Genomic DNA, 17273 nt, shown 5'->3' on the forward strand with positions numbered 1-17273 from the left:
AAAATGAAAGGGATTATCTTAGTTCGACAATCCTTTTAGTAAATAAAGTTCAAATAACTCTGCAATTTTTTCTTTTTCTAGCGGTTCATGATTTTTTTCCCAATCAAAAATAAGCGATACATATAGACGAAGCATAATAAATGCTGTAATTTCTGGATCACATTTGCTAATTTCACCTTTTTCAATCGCAATTTTTAAATACGATTGAATAACAGAAACGATTTCCACATCAACTTGTTGCATCACTTCTTGTACTTCTTTCGTTCCCATATCGCGCTCTTCTTGAATTAATTTAATCATGAGCTGATGTTCTTTTCTAAATTCCAAGATGCTATATAATGCTCTATGTACATTTTCAAAAAATGAAACATCTGAACGAATTGCATTTTCTGCAACTTGCTTCATTTCTGTAATTAAATTAGAAATAATTTCACCAAATAGCTCTTCTTTATTTTTGAAAAAAGTATAAATCGTTCCTTTTCCTACATTCGCTAACTTCGCTACTTGATCCATCGTTGTTGCTTTATAACCGAACGCTGAAAAAGACTTTGTTGCAGCTTCAATAATAGAACGTTTTCGATCTATCGCCACATTGTCACCTCCAAAAATGACCAATTGGATAATATAGTCAATCAGTACATCTTTGATATTACCACACGCTTACATTCTACACAAGTTCTCTTTTTATTATTTCCAGTATAAAAAAATTCCAGTCAGTGTATATCATACTTTCCATAGTTTATCAGAAGAAAAGAGAAAAGGAAAAGATGTTCTAGAGATATACATCTTAAGAACACCTTTTTGCTATTTCAACATAGAAAGCATAATTTTCTCTAATTCTTCTTTATTTACATTCTTATCGAATACTGCTTCTCCTGGGTTCTCTAAACTATGATTAATAATAACGATTTGGTATGCACTATTTTTCCCTTTTGCTGGAACAATCATCTTCATACCTTGTAAATTACTATCCGAGTGATGAGTAGCGTAGAATATTTGATTCCCTTCTAGTTCGTACTTTTCTATATTTTCAGGCACTATAAACTGGTGGCTAAATGGGTCTTTGCTTTCCCCAAAAACTTGCGATTGAGAAATTGTATAATTTCCTTTTCCGTTCGTATATTCTAATTCAATAGTGAATTCCGGTTTTATCTTAAGATAATAATTCACTCTTTCGTCTTTTTGGGTATATCCTTTAATTGTATAAGTTGGCCTCTTGATTTGGAAATCAACATGTTGCTGCACTTCTTCAACTGTATATGTTAAATATTTCCCTACCTTATCCTCATAAGGAGTTGTTTTATTATGAATTTCTTTTAATTTTTCACGATTTTCTGTACTTAAGCGCTCTTCTTTCACCTCTTTTATATCCCCTTGGAAATTTTCGGGTAAGTTTAATCTAACTAATCCTTTTTTCTCGATCTGCAATACCTCTTTATATAACTGCACATAATTCTCAAACTCTTCCTTTGTTAAAGCTTTTTCAGCATGATATAAAAAGGCTGTTCGGTTTTCATATTGCCATTTTGACATCCCCCACTCTTTTCTCGCCTTTTCCTCTGTACCAAATAATGTATCTACAGCATTTTGGAAAGCATCCTTTGACTGCTCTACTTTATCCTTTTGTTTTTCTTTCCCTTCCGTTGCACGTGCGTTGAATAAAGAAAGAGATGCTATAGCAACTATGACAATCACTCCAAGTAAAGAAAGACGATACGATTTCTTTTGGAATTTTTTAATCATAATGATTCTCCTTTTTAGTGTTCGTTTATTTCTACTTAAATTTGCTAGGCTTGGTACTTGATAGGAATAGTGTTCTAAAAGGGTAATAATTGTATGACCGTATGCAATTTGTTCCTCTTTATCTATAAAAGTAAGTGCATATGCATCACAGGCTAATTCTTGATCTTCTCGCATACAAAAATAGGCGTACCAAAGAATTGGATTGAACCAATTTAATAGGATTAAACTGTACATAATCCAATTTACAGCTACATCGTTTCTCTTAATATGAGCTAACTCATGGTAAAAGACATATTGTAATTGTTGTTCATTTAATACTTTCATATGTTTTTTTGATAGTAATACTTTCGGGCGAAAGAAACTAAAAACCGTTGGACTTGCAATCTTTCCTGCAAGACGTAATGAAACTGCCTTCTTCATTTTCATAGACTGCTTACAGCGATTAAACACTGTAGTGACCTGTTCGTCCGTAATATCCGGTTTTTTCTTTATGTAAGAATATAAACGTCTATTTGTAAGAAACGTGATGGCTGCTAATATGATTACCCCAGCTAGCCAAACATACAAAGCAAGTTTGTATAAAGAAAATGTAGTCTGTTTTTCCGAACTGACTTTTACTTCCGGTTCGCTAGTTTTTGTCACCATTTTAGAATTTGATTCCAATTCCACTTTACGGTCGCTTTCTATGTTCACTATATTCTCAGTAGCCGGCATATTTTTTGGAATAACTTCCGATACGCTAGAACTATAAGAAAGTAATGAGTAAATGCTATAAGAGCTATCTGGCGACCACGGTAAAAGGAGTCTTATCATTAATACGATCCACAACATATATTGCCACCGGGGGGTTAATTTATTTCTAAATAGAACTTTTATACATAAAATAAATCCGACTAATATGCTAGCCATAAGTGACGTTTCTATAAGCCAATCAAAAAAATGAGGAAGGTATACATTTATAAGCGTGTTTATCATTTTTATCGATCCTTCCTCTTATTCTCCTCTGTCTTCTCATCTAAAATGCGTTTTAATTCATTAATATCTTCTGAAGATAATTTCTCCTCTTTTAAGAAATTAACAAGTAATGGCTTAAACGCTGCACCGCAAAAACGTTTTAGTAAAGATTTCGTTTCCACTTGCAAATAATTATCTTGTGATACTAACGGGTAATAAGCGTACATACGCCCTTTATCTTGATGGTAAGAAACGGCTTCCTTTTGCACTAATCGATTAATTAATGTGCGGATTGTTTTCGGTTTCCAGTCCATTGCATCTTCCAGTTCTTCTATAATTTCATTCGCTGTTTGCGGAGAATTCGACCAAAGTACTTTCATAATTTCTAATTCCGCTTCAGATATTTTAGGTAATTGATTTGTCATCGTATGTTTCACTCCTAAGTATTACATTTGTAATCTATAATTAAGATTACAAATGTAATACTTAATTGTCAACCATATTTTAGAAAAATTAATTTCAGCTAAACCTTACTTCACAACAACAAAATTCCTCTTTTTCAAATAATCAAATAAAAAAACAAGAAAATCTTTACAATTAATAGTAATATAGAAAATAGACAAGTTTATCAAAACAGTGGAGGCTTTTTCAGTCATGATGCGTGCACTTCGTTTAAATATAAAGCAAGCTTTTTGTAGTCGTATTTCTTTAATTATGATGCTTAGTGGATTCGTTCTTATTTGCATTTATCACTATTATTATGTAATTCGTTATTTAGGAAACGCAGCAAATGGTCCTATATCAACAGATTTAAAATGGATTGGATTTCGCGACAATGAAATGGATGTTTATTTATTATTAATGCCAGTTATTGCGAGTTTCCCCTTTAGTACAAGTTACAATTCAGATAAGTCCGATGGTTTTAAACCGTTTGTGAGTAAGGGGATTTCTATATTTCCTTATTCAGTAGCGAAATATATCGTTACTTTTTTTTGCGGAGGATTTCTTTATACACTTCCATTCATCTTATCGTTATTATTTTGCAAATTAACCATTCCAGACGGAACACCTACTGTTGGTTCAGGCATCATAAATGCTGATGGAATGTTCGCAAACCTATATTTTGATGCGCCTCTCACTTACATTGCTGTATATATCGGAATTAATTTTTTATTTGCAGGTTTAATGGCCCTTTTAGGACTTGCTGCATCTGTATGGTCACAAAAAGACTATATGGCAATTCTCTTTCCATTTGCAGCCGCCTCCATTCCGTACGTCCTGCTAAATACAATACTTCCTTCAATAGGCGGAGCACCTTTTCATTTATATGATCCGAAACAACCATTGCAAGGCATGTCACCATATATTTTAATGACGCAATGTGCTTTCTTCCTTTTCGTTAGCTTACTTATGTATATACAAGGAGTAAAGCGGGATAGAAAAAAATATAAAAGAAGACTGCAAAAAAGAGAGCGGTGTAGAAAAGCGTTTCAAGTATAATAAAACCCTAATTTCCTTACTATATTGGAAATTAGGGTTTATTTACTATTCACTTATGGCGTACCTGCCAACCCCCATAAAATAACAACCGCTACAAAATAAATCGCTTTAATACCTACAACTAAACATAATGAAACAATTGCATATTTACTTAATTCTCTTCTTGCACCTATTAAAGTGAAAATAACCGCCAAACTAAATGTTATATAAGAAGCTGCTGTATGTATTAAGTTATACGTAATATCTAGATTGCTTGTAAGTCCTGTTATATCAGCTACAAACTGAAGCATGACGATCGTACTAAAAAAAATTGCAAACTGATTCATTACCTTTCCATTTATTTGTAACTGCATTGTTGTCCTCCTTGTTAAAAACTGAATATTCAATCAATTTTATCATTAGATTACAAAAAAAGGAATCATCTCTTTATACTATTCTATAACGATGCAAAAAAAGAACGCTTAGTCACCTAAGCGTTCCCCACTTTAAGAAGCCTTCTTCAAATCAATTTGAGCAAGTACTGGGTCGTGGTCACTTACACGTCCGTGTTCTTTCATAATGTTTGAGTTTAAGTGTACTGGGTCTACAATTGTGTGCGGTGCGATGTTGTTTGTTACTAAAATATGATCTAACACTTGTGCATTTCCTTCATGAATGTACGTGTAACGATTCTCTTTCGGCACTGTGTTTAACATATCTTTTAAGATTGTTCCCTCTAGTGTTTTTAGTGGTTTAGAGAATTCGAAATCGTTCATATCACCTAACACAACAACTGGTGCATTTGTATTCTTTTTCTGAATTCCTTGCACGAAATAATTTACTTCTTGTGCTAACTGAATTCGTTTGTCTTCACTCTTTAATACGAGCGGCTGCACTTTTCCAAATGGCGTTGCATCTCCTAGTTTTGAGTTTAAGTGATTTGCAACGACAACAATGTTTTGTCCTTGGAACGTAAATTCTGCCGCTAGCGGTTTACGTGTACTTTCAAACAATGGATTTTCGTCTCCAATACGAACAACATTTTTATCAAGTAACTTCGGTACCGTCGCTAATTTCACGCGTGATGGATTATAGAAGAAGCCGACGCGAATATTCGCTCCTGGTGCTCCTCCGTCTTGATTATTGTTTGGAGCGATTTCTACATACTCATACTTCGGCCCACGAATTTCTAGAACTGCATCAATGATACGTTTTGCGCTTAATGACGCATCTGTTGTACCGTCATTAATTGATCCGTTATTATCTTGCATTTCCTCTACACCGATAATATCTGGCATTTTTAAGTTGTATTTAATAGAATACGCTAACGCTTTTACTTTTTCATCTGTTGTTTCTTTTTTATTCGCTGAGAAGTTTTCAATGTTATATGTAGCAACCGTTAACTTATCAAGACGTGGCTGAATATTTGCCCCTACTTGCTTAAATCCACCATCCACTACAGCTGGCAGTTCTGTTATTGGCGAAATACGGAAAGAACCGTAATCATATCCTACTACCCCTGTTATATCTCCAGTAAAAGTATCTCCTACTTTTGCTACATAATCGCGAGGTACTTTTACAGAAAGGCGCTCTGGGTTTAATTGATTTTCATCTAATAGAGGTGTGCCATATTGTGTTACTATTTTATCTCCACCATTTTTTACTGTTACATATAAATTTCCGTTTTTCTGAGGTGTAATAATTTTTGGTGTTGGCATCGTAACACGCATACCTTCTATACTTTCATAGAAGTCGATTGCATCTTCATTTGGATCAAATAAACCAAATGCATCATTATCAATAATCTGGTCCGGGATTTTCACACCGTTTTCCCCAAGTACAATCGGTGCTGGCAAAGATTGATCTTTTGCGATTACAGCAACGCGGCTCGCTTTAATTTCAGTCGTCGTTAAGTCTGTTTCAAATCGCTCTGCATATCCTGGTCCAACATATTCTTCTACTACTCCATCAACTTGAATAAGATCTCCTACTGCTACATTCGCATCTTTTTTATATACGTACATACCTTCTGAAGTAGCTGGATCATTATCTGGCTGATTACCTTCTATATAAAAGCCGTTTTTATCAAGCGCTGTGACAACGCCTTCCACATTGTTTACTTTCTTCCCGTTGTAAGGAGACATATGTGATTTCCCTTGAATGTCATGAATACGAACCTGTTCATTATTTACGATAATAAATGAAAATGTCGAAATTGCTGAAGGAGTAAGTCCTTCTTTTTCTGCGATTGCTTTCACTACACTATTTTCATTCACTACAATTTGTCCATTATAACGAACGCTTTTATTAGTAGGATTAGAGCCATCTAACGTATAGTAGATTGTTGCGTCTTCTGTATTCGTCGTTAATGTTACCGCTGTTCCTTTAGCAACTTCTCCACCGTTCGGTGAAGCTACTACATCGCTAACACGGTTTTGTCCTTCACCTTGAAACTTATAAGCTGTTACTGATTTTAGACCTGGGTTACTAAAATATAATTCAAGGGTCCCAGTCAAACTAACTTTCTTCCCGATATTTTCAGGGTGATCTTTTACATTCACTGCCGTTCTCACATCACCTTTCGGTAACTGAACGGGCATGATTTTGTCTGGATTCGTTTCGTTTGGCGAATCTGCAATTGCTACGTTTGTATCATCAAACTTAGCTGGATCCTTCGTATATTTAGAAGAACTTTGCGTATATCCAACAATATATCCTTCTACTATCCCCTTCGTTTTCCCTTGCTGCTTAAATACTTGAATTGCTTTTTCTACTGACATAGAAGCAGTTTCTTCTGCTTGCGCTAAAGTTCCAGTAAATGAAAGCAATAGCAAGAATGATAAAAAGACACTTAACAATTTCTTCACAGCCATTTTCCTCTCTCTATTTCATATTTTCTCAGCATTTCTATCATAACAAATGATTCGTTATATAGAACTATATTTCGACAAATTTTACAAAAGATTTATTTAATTTACAAGCTTTCAAACTATAATACAAAATAATAATTTTACACCTTCTACAAATACACTCTATAATGTTAGAGAGAGAAAACAGAAAATACCGACATTTAATTGGCATGTAAAATGGATTCATTTGAATAGGAGTGATTGGATGGAAGTGCAAACAGAAACATACCGCGCAGCTATGAATGGAACATTAGAACGTCATTTTTCAGATATGATTGCCGTTATACCAACTAGAATTACAATTGAGCAGTTAAAACAGCGACTAGAAACGATCGCTACTAAAGTTGATGATTTAAAAATTGTTTATAGTGATGAGACAAGCCTTATTGTTGAATTACATATGGGTGAAACAGTCATACCGTATGAACTGCATATTGATGAACCGAACGATCCAGAAGGATATAAAATGTACAATAGACAAGATGCTACAATCGTAGATCGTAATTTTGAAGATGCAGCTTTCGGCACTGAAATTTTCACTCGTACGCTATTTGTAGGCGATGTACTGGACTGCTTTTTCCAGCAGTTACAGTTCTTATGGAATCTCGCCCCAGATTTGTTATTTGTAATCGATTCAAGTGCAGCAATGAAAGTGATATCTAGAAGCTATATTGAATATCACGTTGAAAATGAATTATTACCTGACATTCCTGACTTATACGTTATTCATTCCGTTTATGAAGACGATAAAGACGGTGAGCCTACGCAATATTGGTTTCATACACATGGTCTTTTAAGAGCAGGCGTAACTGAAATAGAGTTAATTATTCCAAATCGCATTTCTTCCTACTACGGCATTAGCGATCTCTTTCAAACATTTGCTAATAATGCCGTTGAGAATGGACAAGTCCCTATGAATGAGCCTATCGTTATCGCGCATAGTCAGCAAGGTTCTATACATACAGTCGCTGTTCCGTGGGAAAAAGGATTATCTTATATAGGGCATAAAACGAGTATGGACCAATTATCTTCAATCGAAGATGAGGAAGTGAAACTACAACCAATAGATGCACAAAATACATTCTTAGGCGGAATGGATGCCCGAGATGAATACCATCAATCTCCATCCGTTCTCTTATTCAAATTTAATACTTCAGAAGAATATATTGAAAGTTTTTTCAAAGAACACGAGGAAGCTACAGGGCTCATGTTCTATAAAACAAATAGTGAAACCGATCGTATGGCTTACAATGCGAAAAATACTTTTGGGTATTTCAGCAACATTTTTCACATTGAACAATCAAATGAAGATTTTCGTTTCCTTGCTAAGTTTGGTGTCTCCTACGAAGAAGGAAAAAGTGAACATATGTGGTTTGAAATGCAAAACATTACGGAAGATTTCATTCAAGGAATACTCATTAATGAACCATATTTCATAGAAGATATGAGTGAAGGAAATAGTTATCATTTAGATTTTGATAACTTAACAGAGTGGGTTATTTATGCAGGAGATGCTGTTATAAAGCCAAATAACTTATATATGTTTATTGGCGAATAAGTATTTTATATAATAAACGAAACGCCTTCAATATGATTGAAGGCGTTTCTTATAATTTATTGTGCGATTAATTCAGCATCTATTACTTTCTCCAAATGAGATAATACACGCTTTGCAGCTTCCTCACCTTGATTAATACAGTCTGGAAGTCCAGCGCCAGCATAGGAGCTGCCTGCCAAGTATATACCTGGCAACTCTTTCTCCATAAATGTTGTGAGCTGTTTCATTCGCTCGTTATGGCCTACTGTATATTGAGGCATCGCTTCTTTCCAGCGACTTACGATTGTAAACTCTGGATCCTCTGTAATATCCATCGTCTTCTTTAAATCTTCTAGTACGAGCTGAACGAGTTCTTCTTCAGTTTGTTCTACAACCGCTTCATCACCAGCACGTCCAACGTAACAGCGAAGGAGTGTTTTTCCTTCTGGCGTTGTATGCGGCCATTTTTTATGCGTCCACGTACATGCTGTAATGGTGTAATCGCTATTTCGTGATACGACAAATCCTGTACCATTAATATCGCGCTGGATTGCAGACTTTTGGAAAGCAAGTGCCACATTCGCAACGGATGTGGATGGAATATTACGGAAGAAACGAAACTGCTTGTACTGAGCAAACATGGACGGCAATACTTTATGCGAAGTTGCCACTACGATGGCGTCCGCTTCTATTTCTTTTCCGTTACTAAGAGTAATTGTATAACCATCACCCTGTTTTGCAACTTTTTCAATGCGAGTTCCCTTTATTATCGTACCTTCATGCATCTTTGCTTCGAGAGATTTTACGATAGATTCTAAACCTGTTTTCACTGTTTGGAACATTCCCTTTTTCGGTTCAGCTTTCTCTTCTTTCGGAGCGAGCGTACGCATACCGAGTGAAATACTGCGATATTTCTGCTCAATCTGATACATTTGCGGGAATGTTGACATTAAGCTCATTTCATCAATATCCCCTGCATAAATACCCGATAGTAACGGTTCTATTAAGTTTTCAACCACTTCGTTTCCAAGACGATGTCTGAAAAATTGTCCGAGTGATTGGTCAGATACTGGCTTTGACCTCGGCATTAATAGATCAAAACCAGCTCTTAGTTTACCAATTGGGGAGAACAGCCCGGAAAATAGAAACGGCGTAATTTGCGTTGGAATTCCCATCATTGATCCATTCGGCATTTTATGTAACCGATTGTTTACGAGGATAAATGATTGACCGGCTTGATTATTTACAAGTTCATCGCCAAGACCTAATTCTTTCACTAATCTTGCTGCACTTTCTTTTCGTGCTAAGAAAGAATCCGGTCCGCGCTCAATTGTAAATCCATCTTTTCGAACGGTTTGAATTTTTCCGCCAAGTTTACCCGATGCTTCTATAAGTAATGTATCAATCGGCAAGTTTTTTTCATGAATATTTTTTTGTAAGTTATACATTGCTGTTAATCCAGTGATGCCTCCGCCGACGATCACAACTTTTTTCCTCAAGCAGGCTCCCCCTTTCTTCTTACAGTACAGATTCTTTTTTCTTTAATACAACATCTGTTAAACAATCAATAAATGCGTCCGATGCATTTGGCATTTCTGGACGATAATATTTCGCACCAATTTCATCCGTTACAACTTTACACTCAAAGTCGTTGTCATATAAAACTTCTAAATGTTCCGCAACAAATCCAACTGGTGCATATACGAATGAAGTATAACCGTGCTTTTCATTTAGTTCTCTCGTTAAATCTTGTACATCTGGACCAATCCAAGGATCTGGTGTGTTTCCTGCACTTTGCCAACCTACTGCATAGTTTGCTACTTCAGCTCCGCGCGCGATATAATCCGCTGTTTCATTTAATTGATCTGGATATGGATCGCCCATTGCAATAATTTTCTCTGGTAAGCTATGTGCAGATACGATTAATACTGCTTTTTCACGCTCTGCATCTGACATACCGTTATATATGCCTTTCACTGCATCAACCCAGTATTGGATGAATTTTGGCTCTTTATACCAGCTATCAATGCCGTGAATTGTTAAGTTTCCAAGTTTCTCAGCTTCTTCTTGTGCTCGTCCAACGTATGATTTCACGCTAAACGTAGAATAGTGAGGTGCAAGAACAAGTGCGATTGCATCTTGTATTCCGTCGTTATGCATATCTTTCACCGCATCTTCAATAAACGGTTCAATATGTTTTAAGCCAAGATACATATGGTACTCTACTTCATCTTGTACTTCATTTAAACGCTTCTCTAACTTCTTAGCTTGCTCTAATGTAATAGTAGCTAAAGGAGAAATACCACCAATTGCACGGTAACGCTCTGTTAAATCTTCTAGCATTTCAGGACTTGGCTTTCTTCCTCTGCGAATATGTGTATAGTAACGTTCAATATCTTCTTCTTTATATGGCGTTCCGTATGCCATTACAAGCAAACCAATTTTCTTTTTCATACAGCAATTCTCCTTTACTTCGCTAACTGCCCTTTAGAGTATTCATGAATAAATGTAGTTAAACGTTTTAATGTATCCGGATTTACTTCTGGGAATACACCGTGACCTAAGTTAAAGATATAACCCGGCTGTTTCATCCCTTGATCTAAAATACCTTTTACATGTTCTTCAATAACAGACCATGGTGCAAGTAAGAATGAAGGGTCCATATTACCTTGTACCGCCTTATGAACGCCACGTGCACGTGCTTCTTCAATCGGTAAGCGCCAGTCTAAGCCGACTACATCAAGCGGTAAGTCGTGCCACTCATTCACTAAGTGTGCAGCTCCTACGCCGTGCATAATCATCGGTACACCCATCTTACGAACTTCTGCAAAAATACGCTCCATTGCTGGTTTAATAAATACGCGATAATCTGCTACATTTACTGTTCCAACCCAAGAATCGAAAATTTGAACTGCTTTTGCTCCTGCGTTTATTTGCGCTTTTAAATATGTAATAACCATATCTGCTAGTTTATCCATTAAAGCGAACCAAGCTTTTGGCTCTGCATACATGAACGCTTTCGTATTATGGTAGTTACGAGATGGACCGCCTTCAATCATATAGCTCGCTAATGTAAATGGAGCTCCTGAAAAACCGATTAACGGTACGTCTAACATTTCTGTCGTTAATAAACGAATTGTATCTAGTATGTACGGTACGTCATCTTCTGGATTGATTTCCCCTAGTTTTTCTACGTCTTGTAAAGAACGGATTGGATTATCAATAACTGGGCCAATACCTGATTTAATTTCTACATCCACACCAATTGCAGGTAGTGGTGACATAATATCTTTATAAAGAATTGCTGCGTCTACGTTATACTGATCAACCGGCAATTTTGTAACGTAAGCACATAACTCTGGATTATGTGTAATTTCAAATAAAGAATACTTTTCTTTAATCTTTCTATATTCCGGCTGTGAACGACCTGCTTGACGCATATACCATGCTGGTACATAATCGGTACGTTCCCCCCTACATGCTTTTAAAAATGTCTCATTTATAGTTCTTACCAAGACCCTTGCTCCCTTCCTTACCAATGCTTCGAATACGTTCGATATTTATCTTTTTTTACTATACAGCTTGTAAAAACAAAATGCATAATATTATGTACGTTGTTCATTAAATTGACACAAACATTCTTAAAAACGCTTACTATTTTCACAACATTCTTATTATAACACAGAGAAAAACTATGGTTTAGCTACTTTTGACTTTTCTCCTTCACGATTCGTTTGTGTATTATATGGTACAACGTAAAAGCTCGGTTTTGAAAATATGTTAACGAACTTTTCCTCATATTCCCCAGCACCATTTACAGTGCTAACATGTGTATGAATTCCGTTCTCCACTCTATAGATTCGGTACATAATTCTGTTATCTGGAAGTGGCGTCCAACTTAATTTTGCTTTAAATAAACCGAAAGGGCTAAATGATAGTTTCATTTTTACATCTTCAATTTTGCGCAGTCGAATCGGAGCGCCGATTGTTTCCACACCTTCAGGCTTCATAAACTTCTCTTTATGTTCTACATTAGCCTTCGTTAAAATTTTCTTAAACAATTTTGTCGCAGATGCACTTTCTCCTTGCAACTGATGCTCCTTATCCGTACGGTCATAACCAATCCAAACAGCGCCTACTAAGTTAGGTGTATAGCCGACGAACCACATATCTCTTGCTCCCTTATCGTCATTTGGCAATGAAGTTGTACCCGTTTTTCCAGCTAACGCACCGTTATATACACCAGCTCTCGCTGTTCCTTCCTTCACAACTCCTTCTAACATTTTCGTCATATACCATGCTGTCTGCTTCGAGAAGATTTTCGTCTCTACTTTTGGAGATTCCCCAATGACTGCACCGTGTCTATTCAATACTTTATCAATAACGTGCGGCTCAATAATATTTCCATTTGCTAAAAATGAACGATACATTTTTACAAGATCAAATGTTGAAACGCCATTTTTTAGTCCCCCAAGCGCTGTACTTAAACCAGCATCTGCAATATGGACATTTCCTTTTTCTAAATATTGCTTTCCTTCTTCTACCCCTAACTCATTTAATAAAGAAACTGCCGGTACGTTTGCCGACTCTAAAATCGCATCATACATCGTCATTTCTTTTGAATACTCATGATTATAATTTCGAGGTTCATACCCTTCAAAAGAATTTCTTTCATTCGTTAATAAAGAATACGGATTATACTTTTTCGTTTCTAGTGCTGGTGCATAAACGATAAGTGGTTTTAAAACAGATCCGGGCTGCCTTTTGGCAAAAACACGATTAAATCCTCTCGGGACGTACTTTCTTCCCCCAATCGCCGCTTTAATCCCTCCCGTACGATTATCCATTAATAAGAAAGCACCTTGCGCCCCTTCTTCTTTCCCAGGAAAATTCCTTGCATCTTGAAACTGGTTATATGCTACCTTTTGAATCTTTTCATCCATAGGTACGACAAACGTATATCCTCCGCGAAGTACTTCTTGATGAGACAACCCGTATAAACGAGCGGCTTCATCTATGACCATATCAATATACGGCATATATGCAAGCTCATTCTCATCTAAATTTTTATATAGAGCAATTGTCTTCCCTTGATAACGAACGCTTTCTTCTGCAGTCAAATAGCCTTGTTTATGCATAAGTGACAATACTAGATCGCGGCGTTCCTTACTCTTCTCTGCAGAATAGTATGGTGAATATCCGTTTGGTGACTTCGGAAGGCCTGCAAGCATTGCCCCTTCCTCTACTGTTAAATCCTCAACATTTTTATTAAAATATAACTTTGCTGCTGCTTGAATACCGTAAGCCCCATGACCAAAATAAATATGATTCATATACATTTCAAGAATTTGTTGCTTCGTATATTTTTGCTCTAATTGAAGAGAAATTGCGACTTCCTTCAATTTGCGCGTAAATGTTTTTTCACGAGTTAAAAAGACGTTTTTAGCGAGTTGCTGCGTAATGGTACTACCGCCCTCTACCTTCTCTCTAGCTAACGTATCTTTATAAAGAGCACGGAATATAGACGGATAATCAATCCCTTGATGCTCATAAAAACGAGAATCTTCCACCGCAACAAACGCCTGCTGCACATACTTCGGAATTTGCTCGATCGGTACGAGGTCTCTATTTTCTACATATAATTTCGTAATTTCTTTCCCTTTCTGGTCAACGATACGTGATGAAGAGTGGAAAACGAGCTGCTTTTCATCCATCATATAGCCACCAGCTAACACGATAAGTTTATAGAGTACAATCGCTACTACGAACGTTGCGACGCCGCCTAATAAAGTCCACTTTACTTTCTTCATACATCGTCCTTCTTTCCAAATGATGGTACATTTATTATTTGAAAAAGAAGTATCTTTATGTATATAATCTTCGAAGTTTTTTAAGAGAGTTGATATAATAGAAACAAACTAGTAAGGGGGCATTAAAATGAAGGCTATTATTTCATACGAAACACCTCTAGAACAAGCACATTTCACTGCAAAAAATAATGAAAAAGATATGTTTTATAAAGAAAATACAGGAGAATTAGTAGAAGGTTCACTTCAGTATGACGTACTAGATGCTGTCGGTGAATTCAAAGGACAACCTGGCTATATCGTTTGTAACAACATTTCTGTAACAGACGAAGGTCGCTCTGTATTTGAAAACCGCTTTAAAAACCGCGCAGGCCTTATCGAAAACGAACCAGGATTCCAAGCGATCCGCGTTCTACGCCCATTAAGTAACGATACATATGTCATCTTAACGATGTGGGAAACAGAGCAAAACTTTAAAGACTGGACAGAATCACGTTCATTCGAAAACGCTCATAAAAAACGTCCCACGCAAGTAGAAGGAAAACCTCAGACTCAAGCGCATCCACATGCGGAACAGCAAAAGAGTATTTTCTCTCGCCCTTCTTTTGTGACTACTTTTGATGTGTTAGTTTAATTTTTTTGAGTTTGGATTTCGGAAACCACGGTATGTGAAATTATACCGGCGATTCTTCGAATATATCAGCGCAACTCGAATTATATCAGCGTTTTTCTGAATATATCAGCGCAACTCGAATTATATCAGCGATTCTTCGAATATATCGACTTATCGACAAATCATGACACAAAAAGGAAACACCATTACACACCGGTGTTTCCTTTTTCTTTGTACCAATTATATATACGAAGTGAATCTTTTTTTCTCATATGCTTTACTTCATAACCCCGCCCCGCTACCGCTACAAGAGTTGTACATAATTCATCCTTTCTTTGAAAATACGATTGATTATAACCTACTGCTTGAACATGTCTTCTTCGCATTATTCCTGTATATTTCGAAAAATTACGATATACAACCGTTAGTTGATTTTCTCTTAATTCATAACCGCCACTTTTATATCTAGCATACGCAAGTAACGAAAACACGATAAATAACGGTAAAATAAAAAACAACGCAATATATTGTTTTAAATATATACTTACGCTAACAATTAGAACTGTGAGTATGATACTTATTAACCAGCCCATAATGAAATAACGACGCAACGCTGTTTTTGGTAAGTGAGCGATCTCCGCTTCAATTTCATAAGGTAACTCTAAATCTGTGAGCAGGTGCTGTACATCTTTTTTCTTCATAAAAGGATGCAGCATCACTTCATTACTTGCTGCTCCAATACTGTGAATTGCTTCCACTTCAATAGCGCAATAACCAAATGGCTGGCGAAGCATACATTCTTTTACAGTAATCGCTTGAATTCGGTGCAATTTTAAGACAAACTCTTTCTTTTCAAATAACCCTTGAACGATACGAATTTCTTCCCCTTTTCGCTCAATTTTAAAGTTTGCATATTTCAACACATATCCAGCCGTGGAAATAATCCATGAAATTGCCATTAAAATTAATGCTATTACAATTAGTTTATAAACACCGTTTCCCATCACATACGCTTCTACTTTACTTGTGAATCCTTCAGGAAGAACAAAATCAAACTTTGTGTAAAGAAGTACCAGTCCAGAAAACACTAGTCCGAACCGACCAGATGTAATCGCTGCTGCTAAAACCTCTTTCGCTGTTAACTGATAAACCGTCTTGCTTTCTTCCTCTTCTATTTCTTCTTTTACAGTAGTTTCTTTCTTATGTAATAAAGAGATTAAATGTTTTGCCTCGTCTTCTTTAATACCAGCCAACATCACTTCTGGTTCACTACCACCACCCGCTACTTCTATATTTAACTTCATAAGCCCAAGCATCTGATAAATGACGTTAGAAGACGTACTAACATTTTGCACACGTTCTTTATTTAAATAACTTTCCTTCTTTACAAAAACACCGTGCTTTATATGTAAAATACTATTCTCAATCCAGTACACTTTAAAATACCATTTAATTGCTGAAAAAATAGCCATGATGAATAAAACAACCAGAAGGAAAAGATAAAATAAATACCAAGGTTCCACTTGTTCATCAGGTTTAAATAAAACAAGAATAATAAGTGGCAACAAACTCGCAACTCTAATACCTAACAATATCGTAATCGGATGTTGCCTCTTATACATCCTTATCACTCACTTTCGCAAGTTCTCCAATTTGTCTTTTTAGCTGTTCTGCTTCTTCTTTCGTTAAACCTGGAATACTATGAGAAGTTGCGGCTGTTGAAATGTGTAATTCTGCTAAATTATACTTTCTCATGATCGGCCCTTGCTCAATCGTTACGTGCTGCACACGGATCATCGGAATAAGTACGCGTTTTACAACGAACATTCCCTTTTGAATCTCAATCTCTTCTTCATTTAATCTGTAACTATAATAGCGCTGACGTAAATTTGGAAACACAAAATAATCAAGTGGAATAAATGTAATAGCTCCTGTTACTAATAGTCCAAACAACCAGCCCCACCAGTTAAAGTTAATCATAAAAAAGAAATACGCAATTACGACTGTTAGTATAACTGCCGTCCCAATTAAAGCGTGAATTCGCCACACTTTCAGCATATTAGAATGAATCTCCCTTTCTAACGGCTGCATCTCATCACTCCAATTCTATGAATTTATTACTTATATATTATCAAAAAATAAGATTTCATATACATTTTTGTAAATTTATAGTCAAATAAAAATATATGAATCAAAAGCATATTAAAGAAAAACATACCTCAGTTTTGAAA

14 protein-coding genes are annotated in these 17273 nt (G+C 36.0%); 3 read left to right on the top strand and 11 right to left on the bottom strand.

Annotated elements, in window-relative coordinates; genetic code table 11:
* Window positions 1-18: 18 nt before the first annotated feature.
* The 3 genes from ACQGS6_RS12125 to ACQGS6_RS12135 form a co-directional block, all read right to left on the bottom strand.
* A complete protein-coding gene (locus ACQGS6_RS12125; protein WP_000963378.1) occupies window positions 19-591 on the bottom strand; it encodes a TetR/AcrR family transcriptional regulator in 573 nt (190 codons plus the stop codon).
* 213 nt (window positions 592-804) lie between these two features.
* Window positions 805-2718 carry a M56 family metallopeptidase gene (locus ACQGS6_RS12130; protein ID WP_025966983.1) on the bottom strand — a complete coding sequence of 638 codons (1914 nt, stop codon included), beginning with the start codon at window positions 2716-2718 and terminating at the stop codon, window positions 805-807.
* A 2-nt stretch (window positions 2719-2720) separates the two neighbouring features.
* On the bottom strand, window positions 2721-3122 hold the full coding sequence (locus ACQGS6_RS12135) for a BlaI/MecI/CopY family transcriptional regulator (RefSeq protein ID WP_000184503.1): 402 nt from the start codon (window positions 3120-3122) through the stop codon (window positions 2721-2723).
* A gap of 229 nt (window positions 3123-3351) precedes the next feature.
* Here ACQGS6_RS12135 and ACQGS6_RS12140 point away from each other — a divergent pair, with 229 nt between their 5' ends.
* Window positions 3352-4197 (top strand): hypothetical protein, encoded by an 846-nt coding sequence (locus ACQGS6_RS12140; RefSeq protein ID WP_000984174.1) that lies wholly within the window; start codon window positions 3352-3354, stop codon window positions 4195-4197.
* Between the two features lie 53 nt (window positions 4198-4250).
* Here ACQGS6_RS12140 and ACQGS6_RS12145 read toward each other — a convergent pair whose 3' ends face one another.
* Both ACQGS6_RS12145 and ACQGS6_RS12150 read right to left on the bottom strand, forming a co-directional pair.
* Complete coding sequence (locus tag ACQGS6_RS12145) at window positions 4251-4550, bottom strand: hypothetical protein (protein WP_001176849.1); 300 nt, start codon at window positions 4548-4550, stop codon at window positions 4251-4253.
* A gap of 132 nt (window positions 4551-4682) precedes the next feature.
* Window positions 4683-7049, bottom strand: coding sequence for a DUF6359 domain-containing protein (locus ACQGS6_RS12150; protein ID WP_000279272.1), 2367 nt, complete (start codon window positions 7047-7049; stop codon window positions 4683-4685).
* A 241-nt stretch (window positions 7050-7290) separates the two neighbouring features.
* On the opposite strand from ACQGS6_RS12150, the gene ACQGS6_RS12155 reads away from it, so the two are divergent.
* Window positions 7291-8643, top strand: a complete 1353-nt coding sequence (locus tag ACQGS6_RS12155; RefSeq protein ID WP_000453718.1) for a DUF4026 domain-containing protein — start codon at window positions 7291-7293, stop codon at window positions 8641-8643.
* Window positions 8644-8699: 56 nt separating this feature from the next.
* Here ACQGS6_RS12155 and hemY read toward each other — a convergent pair whose 3' ends face one another.
* From hemY to ACQGS6_RS12175, 4 genes are all read right to left on the bottom strand, one after another.
* Window positions 8700-10121: a protoporphyrinogen oxidase gene (hemY, locus tag ACQGS6_RS12160; RefSeq protein ID WP_001228106.1), complete on the bottom strand. Its 1422-nt coding sequence runs from the start codon at window positions 10119-10121 to the stop codon at window positions 8700-8702.
* A 19-nt stretch (window positions 10122-10140) separates the two neighbouring features.
* The gene (gene hemH, locus ACQGS6_RS12165; RefSeq protein WP_000726775.1) at window positions 10141-11076 is read right to left on the bottom strand and encodes a ferrochelatase; all 936 of its coding nucleotides are present in this window, start codon (window positions 11074-11076) and stop codon (window positions 10141-10143) included.
* A gap of 14 nt (window positions 11077-11090) precedes the next feature.
* Complete coding sequence (gene hemE / locus ACQGS6_RS12170; RefSeq protein ID WP_000252605.1) at window positions 11091-12137, bottom strand: uroporphyrinogen decarboxylase; 1047 nt, start codon at window positions 12135-12137, stop codon at window positions 11091-11093.
* Window positions 12138-12314: 177 nt separating this feature from the next.
* Entirely contained in the window at window positions 12315-14432 is a 2118-nt protein-coding gene (locus ACQGS6_RS12175) for a transglycosylase domain-containing protein (RefSeq protein ID WP_000756294.1), read from the bottom strand.
* 127 nt (window positions 14433-14559) lie between these two features.
* On the opposite strand from ACQGS6_RS12175, the gene hmoB reads away from it, so the two are divergent.
* The gene (gene hmoB, locus ACQGS6_RS12180) at window positions 14560-15063 is read left to right on the top strand and encodes a heme-degrading monooxygenase HmoB (protein ID WP_025966980.1); all 504 of its coding nucleotides are present in this window, start codon (window positions 14560-14562) and stop codon (window positions 15061-15063) included.
* 185 nt (window positions 15064-15248) lie between these two features.
* On the opposite strand, the gene ACQGS6_RS12185 is transcribed toward hmoB, so the two are convergent.
* Together ACQGS6_RS12185 and ACQGS6_RS12190 are read right to left on the bottom strand one after the other, a co-directional pair.
* Window positions 15249-16664 carry a PH domain-containing protein gene (locus tag ACQGS6_RS12185; RefSeq protein ID WP_074626192.1) on the bottom strand — a complete coding sequence of 472 codons (1416 nt, stop codon included), beginning with the start codon at window positions 16662-16664 and terminating at the stop codon, window positions 15249-15251.
* The gene (locus ACQGS6_RS12190) at window positions 16657-17133 is read right to left on the bottom strand and encodes a PH domain-containing protein (RefSeq protein ID WP_001182725.1); all 477 of its coding nucleotides are present in this window, start codon (window positions 17131-17133) and stop codon (window positions 16657-16659) included. The genes ACQGS6_RS12185 and ACQGS6_RS12190 overlap by 8 nt, the downstream gene beginning before the upstream one ends.
* Between the last annotated feature and the right edge of the window lie 140 nt (window positions 17134-17273).

Source organism: Bacillus sp. GMs2/2 (genome assembly GCF_050172095.1).
In the GTDB taxonomy this organism is placed as follows: domain Bacteria; phylum Bacillota; class Bacilli; order Bacillales; family Bacillaceae_G; genus Bacillus_A; species Bacillus_A cereus.

What these genes read in the sequence shown, in the direction of transcription:
- ACQGS6_RS12130 (WP_025966983.1), bottom strand. Translation starts at nt 2,718, where the DNA reads ATGATAAACACGCTTATAAATGTATACCTTCCTCATTTTTTTGATTGG.
- ACQGS6_RS12135 (WP_000184503.1), bottom strand. Translation starts at nt 3,122, where the DNA reads ATGACAAATCAATTACCTAAAATATCTGAAGCGGAATTAGAAATTATG.
- ACQGS6_RS12140 (WP_000984174.1), top strand. Translation starts at nt 3,352, where the DNA reads ATGATGCGTGCACTTCGTTTAAATATAAAGCAAGCTTTTTGTAGTCGT.
- ACQGS6_RS12145 (WP_001176849.1), bottom strand. Translation starts at nt 4,550, where the DNA reads ATGCAGTTACAAATAAATGGAAAGGTAATGAATCAGTTTGCAATTTTT.
- ACQGS6_RS12150 (WP_000279272.1), bottom strand. Translation starts at nt 7,049, where the DNA reads ATGGCTGTGAAGAAATTGTTAAGTGTCTTTTTATCATTCTTGCTATTG.
- ACQGS6_RS12155 (WP_000453718.1), top strand. Translation starts at nt 7,291, where the DNA reads ATGGAAGTGCAAACAGAAACATACCGCGCAGCTATGAATGGAACATTA.
- hemH (WP_000726775.1), bottom strand. Translation starts at nt 11,076, where the DNA reads ATGAAAAAGAAAATTGGTTTGCTTGTAATGGCATACGGAACGCCATAT.
- ACQGS6_RS12175 (WP_000756294.1), bottom strand. Translation starts at nt 14,432, where the DNA reads ATGAAGAAAGTAAAGTGGACTTTATTAGGCGGCGTCGCAACGTTCGTA.
- hmoB (WP_025966980.1), top strand. Translation starts at nt 14,560, where the DNA reads ATGAAGGCTATTATTTCATACGAAACACCTCTAGAACAAGCACATTTC.
- ACQGS6_RS12185 (WP_074626192.1), bottom strand. Translation starts at nt 16,664, where the DNA reads ATGTATAAGAGGCAACATCCGATTACGATATTGTTAGGTATTAGAGTT.
- ACQGS6_RS12190 (WP_001182725.1), bottom strand. Translation starts at nt 17,133, where the DNA reads ATGCAGCCGTTAGAAAGGGAGATTCATTCTAATATGCTGAAAGTGTGG.